We start from the raw sequence: 15488 nt of genomic DNA, 5'->3' as shown, positions 1-15488 counted from the left end.
TTCAAGCAGAAGACGGCATACGAACAGGGCGAGTTCGGCTGGCCCACCGAGGATTATGCAACGATCCCGGCCGGCGGGCTGACCCAGACCTTCCAGCACGGTGTTATCCGCAAGGTCATGGGTCAGGTTCAGGCGGATAAGAAGTAGGGACGGCCATGCGATTTTTCTCCGCCCGTCCCGCTGCGACAGCCGGCGCGGCCGTGTTGTTGGCCGCCGGCGCGCTGCTGACCGGCTGCGGTTCCGCCACCGTCGAGGAAGGTGAGGCCACCGAAACGTCGGTGGCGCCGCTGGAGCGCTCCTCGGGGGCGAGCGGTGAATCGTCGGCAAGCAAGGCGTCGGCCAGCTCAGCGTCGGGGTCCCCCTCCGAGCAGAGTGAGCGAGCGCAGGAAGACGAGCCGGAGGACCGCGGCGCGCGCGAGATCTCCGAAATTCCCGCGCCCGCGCCTGAACAAGGCCCGGACCAGGACTTCCTGGCCGCAGTGGCTGAGAAGGGCGTGAACGTCGACGGCGTAGAAGACCAGCTGGTGGGCGCAGCACAAGCCTCCTGCCAGGGCGATACCGTCACCGTGCCCGCGGTGGCTGGGCAGCTCATCGAGCAGGGCCGCAGTGAACTCGGCCACGAAGAACTCGTCCAGCTCATCACCGAGCAGGGCCGCGCGCTCTGCGCTCAGTAATGTGGCAGGGATTTTCCAGCCAATCCCGCACCTTCCCAAGGTAGAAACTTCTTCATGCGTAAAACCATGCGTAACACTCTGACCGTCCTTGCCGTGGTCGTCCTCCTCGCCCTGATCGGCGGGGGAGCGGTTCACTTCCTCAATCCCCGCGGGGAAGGGGAACAAGGAAACCTTGCGGAGCCTGCCCCTTCCCAGGAGGAGGACAACACGGCCCCCGAGCAGCCGGACTGGTGCCCGCGCGTGGAATTTATCTCCGCGCCGGGAACGTGGGAATCCGCTGCGGACGATGATCCGATCAACCCGGGCGCGAACCCGAATTCCTTCATGCTGTCGATCACGAATCCCCTGAAGGAGGCCTACGTCCCCGAGGACGTCAAGGTGTGGACACTGCCTTATACCGCGCAGTTTAAGAACATCAACGCGCAGCACGAGATGAGCTACGACGATTCCCGCAATGAAGGCACCTCGCGCCTCGAGGGCGAGCTGACCTACATGCACGAGACCTGCCCGGACACGAAGTTCATCCTGAGTGGCTTTTCGCAGGGTGCGGTCATTGCGGGCGATGTGGCGGACAGGATTGGTGGCGGCAACGGGCCCATCCCCGCAGAGAACGTGGCGGGCGTGGCGCTCATTGCGGACGGCCGGCGCCAAGACGGCGTGGGCATTAACCCGGGCGCGCACGTCGGCGGCGTGGGCGCGGAGATTGCCTTGCAGCCGGTATCGACCTTGATTCAGGGCATCGTTCCGGGCGCCACGATGCGTGGCGAGCGTGCCAACGGCTTCGGAGCGCTGGCGGACCGCACTTTCCAAATCTGCGCGCCGAATGACTCCATCTGCGATGCCCCGCTGGACGTGAGCAACGGGCTCGAACGCGCGCGCGACCTCATCGATGCCAACGGTGTTCATGCACTGTATGCCTACAATCCGGACGTCATCGACGGCGCCACGGCCAACCAGTGGGTGACGCAGTGGGCCAAGGACATCATCGACGCGCAGTAGCGCTTGACGACGTCCCGCCCGCGCGCCATGTAACGTTCGGCACACCCCTTCTGATATTTTTAATGTCAAAAGTACGTGAAGCAGGGGTGCGCGCCCCTCTCTACCCTACGAAGGAGCTTTCCCACATGGACCTGAAAGCCTTGATCGGCCAGTTCTTCGACGAGAAGGGCAACATCGCCCTGCCGCCTCACCTCACGTTGGCGGGCCTCGCCGAACACGTCTATGCCGCGGAGCAGCAGGCCGGAATCCCGGATCGCCCGGTGATGCGCCAGTGGGTCTTTAGCGATAACCCGGAGGGCACCCCGCGCGATATCACCCGCTCCCAGGTCAACACCCGCATCAAGGCGGTGGCCGCACGCCTGCAGCAGGTGGGCACAATGGGGGACCGCGTCGCCATCCTGGCGGGCAACTCCCCTGAGTACATCTTCGGCTTCCTGGGCGCGATGTACGCCGGCATGACCCCAATTCCGCTCTATGATCCGAACGAGCCCGGCCACACCGATCATCTGCGGGCGGTCTTCGGGGATGCCAACCCGTCGATCGTGCTGACCAACAACCTTTCCGCTGCCGCCAACCGCGCGTACTTCTCGGACCGCCCGGCGGCCGAGCGCCCGCGCATCATTTCCATCGACTCCCTGCCGGATTCCCTGGCGCAGAGCTGGGTCAACCCGCTGGAGACGGAGGAAGGCAAGGCCGCGCTTGCCGCGCTGCAGACCGCGCCGCTGGACCAGCCCGCCTTCCTGCAGTACACATCCGGTTCCACCCGCACCCCGGCGGGCGTGCTGCTGACCAACCGCAACATCATGACCAACGTGCTGCAGATCTTCACCGCGGTGCAGATCAAGCTGCCGGCCCGCGTGGTGTCCTGGCTGCCGATGCACCACGATATGGGCATCATCCTGGCGGTCTTCGTGACCATCCTGGGCGTCAACTTGGAGATCATGACGCCGCGTGACTTCGTCCAGCAGCCCAAGCGGTGGATTGACCAGCTCAAGCGCCAACCCATCGATGAGCAACTACAGGGAACCTACGCCGTGGTTCCTAACTTCGCCCTCGAGCTCGCCGCACGCTATGGCGCCCCGGCGGCAGGCGAAGAGGTGGACTTCAGCAAGGTCGATGGCATCGTCATCGGCTCGGAGCCGGTCACGGAGTCCGCGGTGAACTCCTTCTGGGAGGTCTTCGGCAAGGAAGAATACGGCCTGCGCCGCGATGCCCTGCGCCCGTCCTATGGCATGGCGGAGGCTTCGCTGATTGTGACCACCCCGCAGACACCGGAGCGCCCGATCATCTCCCACTTCGACCGCGAGCGTCTGGCCGAGGGCGAAGCGGTCATCGTCGAAAAGTCCGCCGACTCCGTGGCCTATGCCTCCTGTGGTCAGAGCGTGGTGGCCCAGCACCTGACCATCGTGGACCCAGAGACCAAGGCCGAGTTGCCGGATGGCCGAGTGGGCGAAATCTGGCTCCACGGTGATAACCGCGCAGCCGGCTACCTGGACCGCGCGGAGGAAACCTCCTCGACCTTCCACAACACGCTGGGGGAGCGCCTGGCGGAGGGCTCCCGCGTGCCGAACGCGCCGGAGGATAACAACTGGTTGGCCACCGGTGACCTGGCGGCCATCGTGGATAACCAGCTCTACATCACCGGTCGCCTCAAAGACCTCATCGTGGTGGCTGGTCGCAACCACTACCCGCAGGACATCGAAGGCACCGTGCAGGAAGCCTCGGACCACGTGCGCGCGGACTCCATCGCGGCCTTCTCTGTGGAGGGCGGCAGCACCGAGGAGCTCGTGCTGCTCATCGAGCGCGCCGACAACGCCAACCCGGCCGATGACGCCGCCGCATCCGAGGCCATCCGCTCCGCAGTCTCCGCGCACCACGGTGTGACCCCGGCCGTCATCCAGTGGTTCAGCGCTAACGAGATCAAGCGCACCTCCTCGGGCAAGATTGCTCGCCGCGTGGCCAAGAAGAGCTACCTCGCTTCCTAGGCCTTCCGAAACCACGCCTTTTCAACCCCCGTTCCCGCGCTAGCCGTGGGGGCGGGGGTTGCCGCTGCCTGTGGGTATGTCGGTTATGAAACCCAAGTTAACAAAGTGAGATAATCGTCCGATAACCCCTATAGACGCATCGATGTGCGCGCTTTTGTGCTGCGCAAAATCGACCGCACATTTAGTTAGTTTTAGTCCGCGTAAGAAAGCTAGAGATTTATGACCGTTGAAGAGCTTCGTGGCTGGCTGCGCACCTGGGTTGCGCAGACCACCGGCCTGTCGGCAGAGGAAATCACGGACACCAAGCCGCTGGAGAATTTCGGGCTGTCCTCGCGTGACGCAGTCGTCCTCTCCGGCGAGTTAGAAAACCTCCTCGGGATTAAGCTTGAGCCCACCGTGGCCTACGAATACCCCACCATCGCGCAGCTGGCCGAGCGTCTCGTCAACGGCGCCTCCGGCGCCCCGGTAGACAGCGCGCCGGGAGCGGCGGCACCACGCTCGACCGCCATCGCGGGCGGGGACATCGCCGTCATCGGCTACGCCGGCCGCTTCCCGGGCGCCAAGAATGTCAACGAGTTCTGGAACATGCTCGTCGAGGGCCGCGCGGGCACCGGCCCGCTGCCCGTCGGCCGCTGGTCGGAGTATTCCTCCGACCCGATTACCAGCGAGAAGATGGAGCAGCAGAACACCGACGGCGGCTACATCGAGGACATCGCCTCCTTCGACGCCGAATTCTTCGGCCTCTCCCCGCTGGAGGCGGCCAACATGGACCCACAGCAGCGCATCCTCCTCGAAGTGGCCTGGGAGGCCTTGGAGGACGCTGGGGTTCCCGCCAACCAGCTGCGCGGCACCGCCACCGGTGTCTACATGGGCTCCACCAACAATGACTACGGCATGCTGATTACCGCCGACCCGGCCGAGATGCACCCTTATGCCATGACGGGTACGTCCTCGGCGATCGTGGCTAACCGCCTCTCCTACGCCTTCGACCTGCGCGGGCCTTCCCTCAACGTGGACACCGCCTGCTCGGCCTCCCTCGTAGCGGTCAACCAGGCGGTCAAGGACCTGCGCGTGGGTGCGGCCGATACGGCTCTTGCCGGCGGCGTGAATATCCTCGCCTCGCCGCACGCCTCCATCGGCTTCAGCGAGTTGGGTGTCACCTCGCCCACCAGCGCGATCCACGCCTTCTCCGACGACGCCGACGGCATCGTCCGCGCGGACGCCGCCGGTGTGCTCGTGCTCAAGCGCCTCGAGGACGCCGAGCGCGACGGCGACACCATCCACGCCGTCATCAAGGGCTCCGCAGTCAATTCCGACGGCCACTCCAACGGCCTGACCGCTCCCAACCCAGACGCGCAGGTCGACGTCCTCGAGCGCGCTTACGCTGACGCTGGCATCCGCCCGCAGGACGTCGACTACGTCGAGGCCCACGGCACCGGCACCATCCTCGGTGACCCCATCGAGGCCACCGCGCTCGGCCGTGTTTTGGGTCCGGGCCGCCAACCTTATAACCCGACCCTGCTGGGCTCCGCCAAGACCAACATCGGCCACTCCGAGTCCGCGGCCGGCGTCGTGGGCCTCATCAAGGTCATCGAAGGCATGCGCCACGGCGTTATCCCGCCGAATATCAACTACGCGGGCCCCAACCGCTATATCGACTTTGATGCCGAGCACCTCGAAGTGGTTGAGGACCCACGCGAGTGGCCCGAGTACTCCGGCCAGAAGATCGCCGGCGTCTCCGGCTTCGGCTTCGGCGGCACCAACGCCCACGTGGTGCTGACCGACTACCGCGGGCTGGCCCACCAGGACGCCCCGCAGGTCGCCATCGGAGAGGGCCAGCCAGTAGCTCTGCCGGTCTCCGGCCTGCTGCCCTCCCGCCGCGCCGCAGCCGCAGCCGACTTGGCGGACTACATCGAAGCAGAGAACCCGAACCTGCTCTCACTGGCCCGTACCCTTGCCCGCCGCAACCATGGGCGTTCGCGTGCGGTAGTAACGGCGTCGTCAAGCGAGGAAGCAGTCAAGCGCCTGCGTCAGGTGTCCGAGGGGACCGTCTCCGTCGGCATCGCCGCGGCAGATTCCCCGACGGTGCACGGCCCCGTCTTCATGTACTCCGGTTTCGGCTCCCAGCACCGCAAGATGGCCAAGGACATGATTGCCCTTTCGCCGCAGTTCCTCGCGCGCTTGGAGGAGCTTGATGCCATTGTTCAGCGCGAATCCGGCTGGTCCATCTTGGAGTTGGTGCGTGATGACGAGCAGACCTATAACACCGAAACCGCGCAGGTGGCCATTACCGCCATCCAGATCGCGCTGACGGATCTGCTCGCCACCTTCGGCGTGCGCCCGGCCGGCGTTATCGGCATGTCCATGGGTGAAATCGGCGCGGCCTATGCTGCGGGCGGCATCACGGCGGCCGACGCCATGCTCATCGCCTGCCACCGCGCGCGCCTCATGGGAGAGGGAGAGGCCTCGCTTCCCGACGACCAGCAGGGCGCCATGGCCGTCGTCGAGCTCTCCGCCGAGGAGATCGACGCCCTGCCAGGTTCTATCGAGCCCGCCGTCTACACTGGCCCCGGCATGACCACCGTGGGCGGTCCGCGCGAGGAGGTCCTCGCGCTGGTGGAGAAGCTCGACGGCGAGGGCAAGTTCGCCCGCGCGCTCAACGTTAAGGGCGCGGGCCACACCTCCGCTGTGGATCCGCTGTTGGGTGAACTCTATGCGGAAATCGCCGGCATTGAGGCCCGCCCGCTGCACACGACGCTGTTTTCCTCTGTGGACCGCGGCAAGGTCTACCGTCCCGGTACGGTGCTTCACGACGAAGACTACTGGATCCGCATGACCCGCAAGCCCGTCTACCTGCAGGACGCGACCGAGGCGGCGTTTACGGCCGGGCACACGCAGATCGTGGAGATCTCCCCGAACCCGATTGCGCTCATGGGCCTGATGTCCACCGCCTTTGCCGCGGGCAAGGCGGATGCGCAGCTGCTGTACAGCCTGAAGCGCAAGGTGGACCCCACCGAGTCGCTGCTGGACCTGTTGGGCAAGCTCTACGTCACGGGTACTCCGGTGGACTACACTAAGGTCTTTGGCTCCGGTGCGCTTGTCGCCGCCCCCCATACCCGTTTCCGCCGCCAGCGTTTCTGGACCAATGCTCGTCCTTCTTCTGGTGTATCCGGCCTGCCGGGAGCACGTGTGACGCTGCCGGAGGGCGCGGTGGCGTTCTCCACGAACGCTGACCAGGCGCCGAGCGCGCTGGCCATCCTGGAGGCCGCCGCCGAGGCAGTTACCCCAGGCGCCCACATCGCGGCGAGCGAGGAGCACCTCGACCTGCCCGCGAAGGGTGAGGTCACCACGATTGTCCGCCGCACGTTGGGTGGGCTGTCGGTGGCGGTGCACTACGTGGACGGTGTGACGACCAAGCTCATCGCGGAAGGTTTTGCGTCGACTCTCAACCTTGCCGAACCCGCTGTGACCCCGGAGCCGAGCCTGCCGCAAGCGGTGACCGCGCCGCAGTTCGCGGATCCCGATGTGGGGGTCGACGCTGTGCGCTGGGACCCGGCGAAGGAAAGCGTGGAGGAGCGCTTGGCGCTCATCGTGTCGGAGTCCATGGGCTACGACGTCTCCGATCTCCCGCGCGAGCTGCCGCTTATTGACCTGGGCTTGGATTCGCTCATGGGCATGCGCATCAAGAACCGCGTGGAGAATGACTTCCAGATTCCGCCGTTGCAGGTGCAGGCGCTTCGCGACGCCTCCCTCGCCGACGTCATCACCATGGTCGAAGAGGCCGTGTCCGAGCAGCCCGATGCCTCCGCGCAGGCGCCGGCCGACGCGGTCGCTGATACACCTTCCGCGCTCACCGAGGCCGACCACACCGGCGCGAACGACACCACCGTGAGCGCGAAGAGCGGCGAAGGCGTCGGCGTCGCACCGCGCGATGCTTCGGAGCGCATGGTTTTCGGCACCTGGGCCACCTTCACGGGCAAGGCCGCGGCTGGCGTGACTTCTGCGCTGCCGAAGGTCAGCGATGAGGTAGCGGAGAAGATCGCCGAGCGCCTCACCGAGCGCGCCGGCATCGAGGTCACCGCACAGCAGGTCCAGGAGGCCGAAGCCCTGGAGATCCTGGCGGATCTGGTCCGCGAGGGCCTAGAAACCGAGGTCGAGGGCAACATCCGCGTGCTGCGTGAGGCCGATGGCCCGGCCGTCTTTATGTTCCACCCGGCCGGCGGCACCACCGTGGTCTACCAGCCGCTGACCCGCCGCTTGCCTGCCGACGTCGCCGTCTACGGCGTGGAGCGCCTTGAAGGCAGCTTGGAGGATCGCGCCGCCGCCTACATCGAGGACATCCTGCACTACGCGCGCGGCCGCAAGGTCGTGCTCGGTGGTTGGTCCTTCGGCGGCGCGCTGGCCTATGAGGTGGCCTACCAGCTGCAGGAGCGCGCCGCCCGCGGTGAGGATACTGCTGAGGTTGCCTTCATCGCTCTGCTGGATACCACCCAGCCGGCGCATCCGGCCCCGAAGACGCTGGAGGAAACCAAGGCCCGCTGGGGACGCTACGCCGCCTTCGCCAAGAAAACCTACGGCCTCGACTTCGAGCCGCCTTACGAAATGTTGGAGACCGTGGGCGAGGATGCGCTCATGGCCATGCTCGCGGAATTCCTCAGCTCCACCGACGCCTCCGAGCACGGCCTGTCCGCCGGCGTGCTGGAGCACCAGCGCGCGTCCTTCGTGGACAACCAGATTCTGGGCTCGCTGGATATGGGACGGTGGGCGTCGGTAAGCGTGCCCGTCATCCTCTTCCGCTCCGAGCGCATGCATGACGGCGCCATCGAGCTCGAGCCGGCCTATGCCGAAGTTAACCCGGACGGCGGTTGGGGCGTTATCGTGAAGGATCTGGAGATTGTGCAGCTGCCGGGCGACCACCTGGCGGTTCCCGACGAGCCGGCTATCGGTATCGTGGGCAAGCACATGGAGGATTGGATCGAGGAGAAGATTCGGAAGTGACTAGCACCGCTGACAAGCTAGCGGACCTGCGCGAGCGCCTCGAGCGCGCCCAAGACCCCGGCAGCGAGCGCTCCCGTGCCCGCCGCGACGAGGCCGGGCGCTCGACGCCGCGCCAACGCATCGCCGCGCTTCTCGACGAAGGCTCCTTCGTCGAAACCGGCGCCCTGGGCAAGACCCCCGGTGACCCGGACGCGATTTACTCCGACGGCGTGGTGACCGGCCACGGCCGCATCAATGGCCGCCCGGTGTGTATCTACGCGCACGATAAGACCGTCTACGGCGGATCCGTGGGCGTGACCTTTGGTAAGAAGGTCACCGACATCATGGATTTGGCCATCAAGATTGGCTGCCCGGTTATCGGTATCCAGGATTCCGGTGGTGCGCGCATCCAGGATGCGGTGACGTCTTTGGCCATGTACTCCGAGATTGCCCGCCGCCAGCTGCCGCTTAGTGGCCGCAGCCCGCAGATTTCCATCATGATGGGCAAGTCCGCTGGTGGTGCGGTGTATGCGCCGGTGACCACGGACTTCATCATCGCCGTCGATGGTGAGGCGGAGATGTACGTGACGGGCCCGAACGTGATCAAGGAGGTCACGGGCGAGGAGATTTCTTCCCACGACCTCGGTTCCGCTCGCCAGCAGGAGCTCAACGGCAACGTCTCCGTCGTGGTGCCCTCGGAAGATGAGGCCTTTGACCTGGTTCGTGACTTGCTGGATCATTTGCCGCTGACCTGCTTCGACGAGTCTCCGGTCTTCGATGCGCCTTCTGATGAGGAGGTAGCCGAGGACACCGAGCTGGATTCCTTCATGCCGGATGACACGAACGCCGGCTACGACATGATGGACCTGCTCACGCAGCTTGGCGACGATGACGATCTCATCGAGATCCAGGAGAACTACGCCCCTAACGTCATCACCGCCTTTGGCCGTATTGATGGCAAGGCCGTGGGTTTTGTGGCGAATAACCCGATGCATTCGGCGGGCTGTATTGATGCGGATGCCGCCGATAAGGGCGCGCGCTTTATCCGTATCTGCGATGCCTACAACATCCCCCTGGTCTTCGTGGTCGATACGCCGGGTTACCTGCCGGGCGTGGACCAAGAGAAGGCTGGCTTGATTCACCGCGGCGCGAAGTTCGCGTTTGCGGTGGTGGAGGCCACCGTGCCGAAGGTCTCGCTCATCGTGCGCAAAGCTTATGGCGGTGCTTATGCCGTGATGGGCTCGAAGAACTTGACCGGTGATATCAACTTGGCGTGGCCGACGGCCCAGATCGCCGTGATGGGATCTGCCGCCGCCGTGGTGATGATTGCGGGCAAGCAGCTCGAGGCCGCCGAGACCCCGGAGCAGCGCGCCATGACGAAGAAGATGTTCATGGACTTCTACGACGAGACCATGACCGCGCCCTATGTCGCCGCGGAGCGCGGCTACCTCGATGGCATGATTAAGCCCTCCGAGTCGCGTCTAGCCCTGCGCCGCGCGCTGCGCCAATTGGCCGATAAGCAGGAGAAGGACCTGCCCAAGAAGCACACCATTTCCCCGCTCTAGCGTCGTCTGAGCCAGGATAGAGGCGAAGAAGGCCTGCGTCGTCGCGCTGAATTTTGTGTCTCGGCGTAACGTGCGGGCCCGTTCTATCCGATAGGTTTAAGGACTAGTAATTCAATCAAAGGAGCACTTCAATGCTGTCTAGCGTTCTTGACCTCAGCGGCGACGTTATCAACCTCGTTATCATGCTGCTCAACCGCGTCGGCGTGACCATCTCTGGTTCGTCCCTGAGCTCGAAGTAGCGTTCGCGCGCACCCCTCTCCGCCACACGTGCGGCTCCCCACTGGACTGATTGCTCAGTCCTACGTGAGCAGCTCAAAAGCGGGGAGGGTTTCTTTATGCCTCGGTTTGTGGGCGAGGGAGTCAACGCGCTTTGAGAAGGCGCGGTTCGCTAAAACTCTGAAAGCGGGATCGTCGAAGTACCCCAGGGCCGCGGTGCGACTTAGGGGTGCGGGAATTCCTACCGCAGGTCAGCCCAGACGGGGCTGGGAATCAGCGCTGGTGGCCCGCCGCCGGGTGGTAGCCACGCCATCCGCCCCTCGATGCGGTCGATGTGCCCGCGATGGGTGGGCCGGGCGGGGTCATCATCATTGATCGCGTTGTGATATTTACACAGCGGGACAAGGTTGTTGATGTTGGTTGGCCCGCCATCTTGCCACCGTCTGATGTGGTGCATCTGGCATTCTGCAGCCGGTTTATTGCACCCAAGCCAGGCGCACGTAGGATGCTCCGCGCTGAGCAGGAGGCGCTGTTTGTCGTTGGCGAAGCGGCTGCCGTAATAAATATTGACGGGTCCTTCGACGGGGTGGAAGAGCGAGACGAAGCCACGCTCGGCAAACTGCGTGCGGAGAAACTCCGCGCCGGTCATGGTGCCGCCGTCGGTTGCCTGCAAAATAATGTCGTCACCCTCGCCGCGCACGATCGTGTCGAGCTGATCCAGGCGCACAAGAACGTGCGCATGCAGGACAGGTGTGGGCGCGCCGCCACCTGCGAACACTTCGTGGACGGCCTTGAGCAGGTCCGCGGAGGTGGCCTTGAGCGCGCCCACCAGATTCGCAATCGCCCGCGGCCGATCCGTGATGATGAGGCTGTGCATGCCGCCTTTTCGGCGCAGCACGCGCACTCCGGGGCTGGGCTCGGGCTTGAGCTCCGCGAGGCGCCGCTTCGCCACGCCCGCGATCTCACCCGCCGGAGTCTCGCACAGCTCCACTCGCAGGTCCCACGCCTTGCGCGAATCCTTGACTCGCGCGACATGGCGCTCAATCTGCACCAGCGTATCCAGCGCGTGTTCAGTTTTACGCGCGCGGCGCTGCTTGGCGCTGTAGGCGGTCTGCCCGAAATAGATGCGGTGCAGGCCTTCGAGCTGCCGTGCTACGCGCGGCGTCGCGCCCAGCGCGAGCATGTCATCGCGTGTGTGGCCCGCGCACAAGGACACGACGTGCATGCCGCGAGCGAGTACCCCGAGTAAGTCCCCCAACTTCATGCCCACACACTAAACCGGGCAACACACTCCCGCAACCGGAGCGCTAAAGGCCCAGTTCACGGTGTATTTTGCAGGACCCCGCCGCCGTGTAGGGCGACTTGACAGTTCAGCGCGGGATGCACGTCGAAACCTTAGGCGCGGGAGCGGGAGGCAAAGGCTGCGATGGCGCGCCAGCCAAAGAAGAACAGCGCCGACATCACGGTGGCCACGATGAGGAAGGACCAGTGCGGCAGACGGCCGTTGACCAGCATCCACAAAGCCATGCCGCCGATGACGGCGCTGAGCCACACGACGGCGCCCTCCTTCCACAACCCGCTCAGCTTCGTGGCCATGATGATGACCCAGCCCACGAGCGCGCCCACGGTCCACGGCCAGAAGGCATCCACCCACGAGCTGAAACTCAGACCACCGTGCGCCAGGCGGGCGAGGACGGCGAAGAGGGCGAGGGCGAGGACGTCGATAAGCGGGGCAACGCGCATTTAGGATTCCTTCCGGTTCAACGCCGCGTAAGAAAAGCCATCGCGGGCGTAGTGGGCGAAGTAGATGACCCATCCAATGATAGTGATGAGCGCAAAGGAAATAAGCCGGTAGATGATGGCGGCGGAGGTGGCGTGCACCACGGTCAACCCTGTCGCCACCAGCGGGGTGATGAGGGCGGCCTCCACCGTGCCCACACCGCCCGGGGTGACCTGCGCGGAACCGGCCAGCTTCGCGGCGAGGAAAGCCAAGGCGACGCCAGCGATGGTGGTGTCATCAGCACCAGCGCGCAGCCACGGAATCTCCCCGGTCACCGCCCACACCGAGGCCCACAGTGCGGCCATATCTGCCAAACGGTGCATCAGCGACGCCCCGGCAACCACGGCAAAGGGGCCGCGCGACAGGTGGACCTCGCCCAGGTTGCGGACCTCCTGAATCGCGCGGTCACGTTTAGGCCCGGGCCGCAGCTTGCGCAGCCAGCGCTCAAGGGTCACCGGGTGCGAGGTCAGCCAGAAGATGCCGCCGAGTGCTGCGAGCATAAGGACGACCGTGGTGATCAGCGATCCCAGTGCCATATCCGCGTTGAGGAAAAACACCCCGCCCAGGCCAATGAGCGCGAGGAACATCGAGCTAATGATCGAGGATAGAAACAGGAAGTAGCTGCACAGCGCCACCGACGCGCCCCAACGGCGCTGCACCTGGAAGGTGAGCAAGGCCGAAAAGGCAGGGCCCGCCGGCAGGGTCGTGGACCAGGCATTGGAGGCCAGCGTGATGGCATAGGTCTCCCGCAGCGGCGCCTCAACGCCGCCCGCGCCGATGAGCCGCTTCATCACTTCCGCCATGCCCGCGATGGACAGCAGCGCGAAGAACACCACCAGCACCACGGGGAAAGGTTCGGCGTGGCGCAGGCGGCGCAATCCCTCGGAGATGAAGTCCAGTTGGTCGCGGAAGAACCACGCCAGCGCGGCCAGAATCAGCAGGGAGATTATCCAGGTCAGCCAGTTCTTCTTCATCGACCATCCGTGGAATTGAGGCGCTTGACCAGCTCGGAGAAGGGGATGAGCTCCTCGTCAGTATCGGCGCTGCGGTCCCCGCGTACGGCGGCTTCGTTCGCCGTGCTTGGCGACGTCCCCTCTACCTCGACCTGTTCAGCCGGAGTCACGGGGGAATGGGGCGCGTCGGCCTGCTCAGCCGGTGCAGCAGCGGATGCGGTGGCCAGGGACGGCTCGGCGGCTGGGGCGTTGTCGCCGCCGAGGCGATGGGTCAGGCGGGTGAGGAAGCGCGGTGCCCACCAGTTGTCCTCGCGCAGCAAGTGCATGACGGCGGGGACGAGGAGCATGCGGACGATGGTGGCGTCGATAAGCAGGGCGAAAATCATGCCGAAGGCGATGTACTTCATCATGACGATGTCGGAGAAGCCGAAGGCCCCCGCCACCACAATCATGATGAGCGCCGCGGCCGTAATGATGCCGCCGGTGTGCGCGGTACCCGCGGCGATGGCCTCGTCGGTGGAAGCGCCCCGGCGGCGGGCTTCTACCATGCGCGAGACCAGGAAGACCTCATAGTCCGTGGACAGGCCGAAGACGATGGCGATGATGAGCACCAGAATCGGGCTCATGAGCGGGCCGGCGGTGAAGTTGAGCAGTCCGGAGCCGAGGCCGTCGACGAACATGAGCGTCAAAATGCCCAGCGTGGCACCCAGGGAGAGCAGCGTCATGATGATGGCCTTGAGCGGCAGGATGAACGAGCCAAAGACCAGCGCCATGAGAAGGAAGGTGGCCAGCACCACGTAAAGGGCCATCCAGGGCAGCGTGTCGAAGAGCGCGTCGAGGGACTCGACCTCCATGGCCGGGGTGCCGCCGACATAAAGCTCCACGCCTTCTGGTGCCTCGATGTTCTCGAGCTCGTGGACGATGCGCGCGTAGTCCTCGCGGTCCTGGATGCCGGCGCCGAGGACGGTGGTGCCGTCGACGGTCGCGGTCTTCGGACCCATCGGCTCGGTCAGCCCCTGGATGGAGCGGGCTTGCATGACGACGTCGACAAGCTGCTCATTGGTCGCATTCTTCACCACGAGCTTGACCGGCTCGGTGCGGAAGGAGGGGAATTGTTCGTTGAACTGATCCTGCGCCACGCGCGCGTCCTGGTTGGGCGGCAGGTAGGTCTCGTTGATACCGCCGAACTTCACGCCCAGCACCGGCAAGGTCAGCGCGATGAGCAGCGCGCAGATGGCGGTGGTCATGAGCCCCGCACGGCCCATAGCCCAGCGCGGCATCCGGTACCACCATGTGTCCTCGATGCGGCGCCCGCGCCGCGAGGTCTTGCGCACGGTCCACTTATCGATGTTGGGGCCCAGCATGCCAAAGAGCGACGGCAGCACCGTCACCGACAGGAGCGCGGCGAGACCCACCGCGGAGATGGAGCCGTAGGCCACGGATTTGAGGAAGGCCTGCGGGAAGAGGAAGAGTCCGGAGAGGGATACGGCCACCATCGCGGCAGAGAAAACCACGGTCTGGCCCGCGGTGGCGGTGGTGATCGCCACGGCCTCCTTGGTATCGCGGCCCTTGTCCAGCTCCTCGCGGAAGCGCGAAACCATGAACAGGCCATAGTCGATGGCCAGGCCCAAGCCCAGCAGCGTGACGACGGCTTGCGCAAACACGTTGACCTGCTGGAAACCAGCCAAGATGGAGAGGATGCCCAGAGAGCCCAGAATGGACAGACCACCCACGACGAGCGGCATGAAGGCCGCGACGACGGAGCCGAAGACCACGAGGAGTAGCAGGCCGACGAGCGGCAGGGCGGCCTTTTCCGCGCGGGAGATGTCCTTGGCCATGCCCTCGTCCAGTGCATCGGCCACGGCCGTGGCGCCCGCCACCTGCACGGGCACGTCGGCAGCGTGCAGCGAATCTTCGATGGCGCGGAAGTCCTTGAGCGTTTGCTCGCCGTCGCCTTTCAGCCCGATGGCGGCGAAGGCCGTGGAGTGGTCCTGCGTGATGAGGTTCGGGTTGCGCTTGTCGAAGTAGCTGGTGACCGAGTCGATCTGCTCCGGGTGCTGCGCCTTGAGCTCATCCAGGAAGGCCTTGGCTTCGGCGGCGTGGGCATCGGGGTCGTCGAAAAGCAGGATGACGTCGCCGGAATTGTCACGGCCGAAGGTCTCGAGCTCGATCTGCGCCGCGCTTGTCGACGCCGCGCCCGGGTCCTCCCAGCCCTCCTGACTCATCCGGTCACCCAGGCGGGTGCCGAAGCCGAAGAAGAGGCCGAGGATCAACCCGACGATGATAAGCGGGATGACCTTGCGGTGGGCATAGGAGAAGCGGCCCCAAGAATAAAACAT

General features: G+C 65.1%; 9 protein-coding genes. 5 read left to right on the top strand and 4 right to left on the bottom strand.

Annotated features, from left to right (window positions below; translation table 11 throughout):
- Positions 1 to 155 precede the first annotated feature (155 nt).
- The 5 genes from RDN59_RS00305 (at position 156) to RDN59_RS00285 (ending at position 10200) form a co-directional block, all read left to right on the top strand.
- Complete coding sequence (locus RDN59_RS00305) at positions 156 to 674, top strand: hypothetical protein (protein ID WP_308606046.1); 519 nt, start codon at positions 156 to 158, stop codon at positions 672 to 674.
- 66 nt (positions 675 to 740) lie between these two features.
- On the top strand, positions 741 to 1673 hold the full coding sequence (locus RDN59_RS00300) for a cutinase family protein (RefSeq protein ID WP_308606047.1): 933 nt from the start codon (positions 741 to 743) through the stop codon (positions 1671 to 1673).
- A 125-nt stretch (positions 1674 to 1798) separates the two neighbouring features.
- The gene (locus tag RDN59_RS00295; protein ID WP_308606045.1) at positions 1799 to 3658 is read left to right on the top strand and encodes a FadD32-like long-chain-fatty-acid--AMP ligase; all 1860 of its coding nucleotides are present in this window, start codon (positions 1799 to 1801) and stop codon (positions 3656 to 3658) included.
- Between the two features lie 219 nt (positions 3659 to 3877).
- A complete protein-coding gene (pks13, locus tag RDN59_RS00290; protein ID WP_308606044.1) occupies positions 3878 to 8656 on the top strand; it encodes a polyketide synthase Pks13 in 4779 nt (1592 codons plus the stop codon).
- Positions 8653 to 10200, top strand: a complete 1548-nt coding sequence (locus RDN59_RS00285) for an acyl-CoA carboxylase subunit beta (protein WP_308606042.1) — start codon at positions 8653 to 8655, stop codon at positions 10198 to 10200. Before pks13 ends, RDN59_RS00285 begins: the two co-directional genes overlap by 4 nt.
- 457 nt (positions 10201 to 10657) lie before the next feature.
- On the opposite strand, the gene RDN59_RS00280 is transcribed toward RDN59_RS00285, so the two are convergent.
- The 4 genes from RDN59_RS00280 to RDN59_RS00265 form a co-directional block, all read right to left on the bottom strand.
- Positions 10658 to 11680 carry an HNH endonuclease signature motif containing protein gene (locus RDN59_RS00280; protein WP_308606041.1) on the bottom strand — a complete coding sequence of 341 codons (1023 nt, stop codon included), beginning with the start codon at positions 11678 to 11680 and terminating at the stop codon, positions 10658 to 10660.
- 131 nt (positions 11681 to 11811) lie between these two features.
- Entirely contained in the window at positions 11812 to 12159 is a 348-nt protein-coding gene (locus RDN59_RS00275; protein WP_308606040.1) for a DUF3054 domain-containing protein, read from the bottom strand.
- Positions 12160 to 13170 carry a lysylphosphatidylglycerol synthase transmembrane domain-containing protein gene (locus tag RDN59_RS00270; protein ID WP_308606039.1) on the bottom strand — a complete coding sequence of 337 codons (1011 nt, stop codon included), beginning with the start codon at positions 13168 to 13170 and terminating at the stop codon, positions 12160 to 12162.
- A complete protein-coding gene (locus tag RDN59_RS00265) occupies positions 13167 to 15488 on the bottom strand; it encodes an MMPL family transporter (RefSeq protein WP_308606038.1) in 2322 nt (773 codons plus the stop codon). The genes RDN59_RS00270 and RDN59_RS00265 overlap by 4 nt, the downstream gene beginning before the upstream one ends.

This window comes from uncultured Corynebacterium sp. (assembly GCF_902489365.1).
Lineage (GTDB): Bacteria > Actinomycetota > Actinomycetes > Mycobacteriales > Mycobacteriaceae > Corynebacterium.
This window is presented reverse-complemented; position numbering and strand designations above follow the sequence as displayed.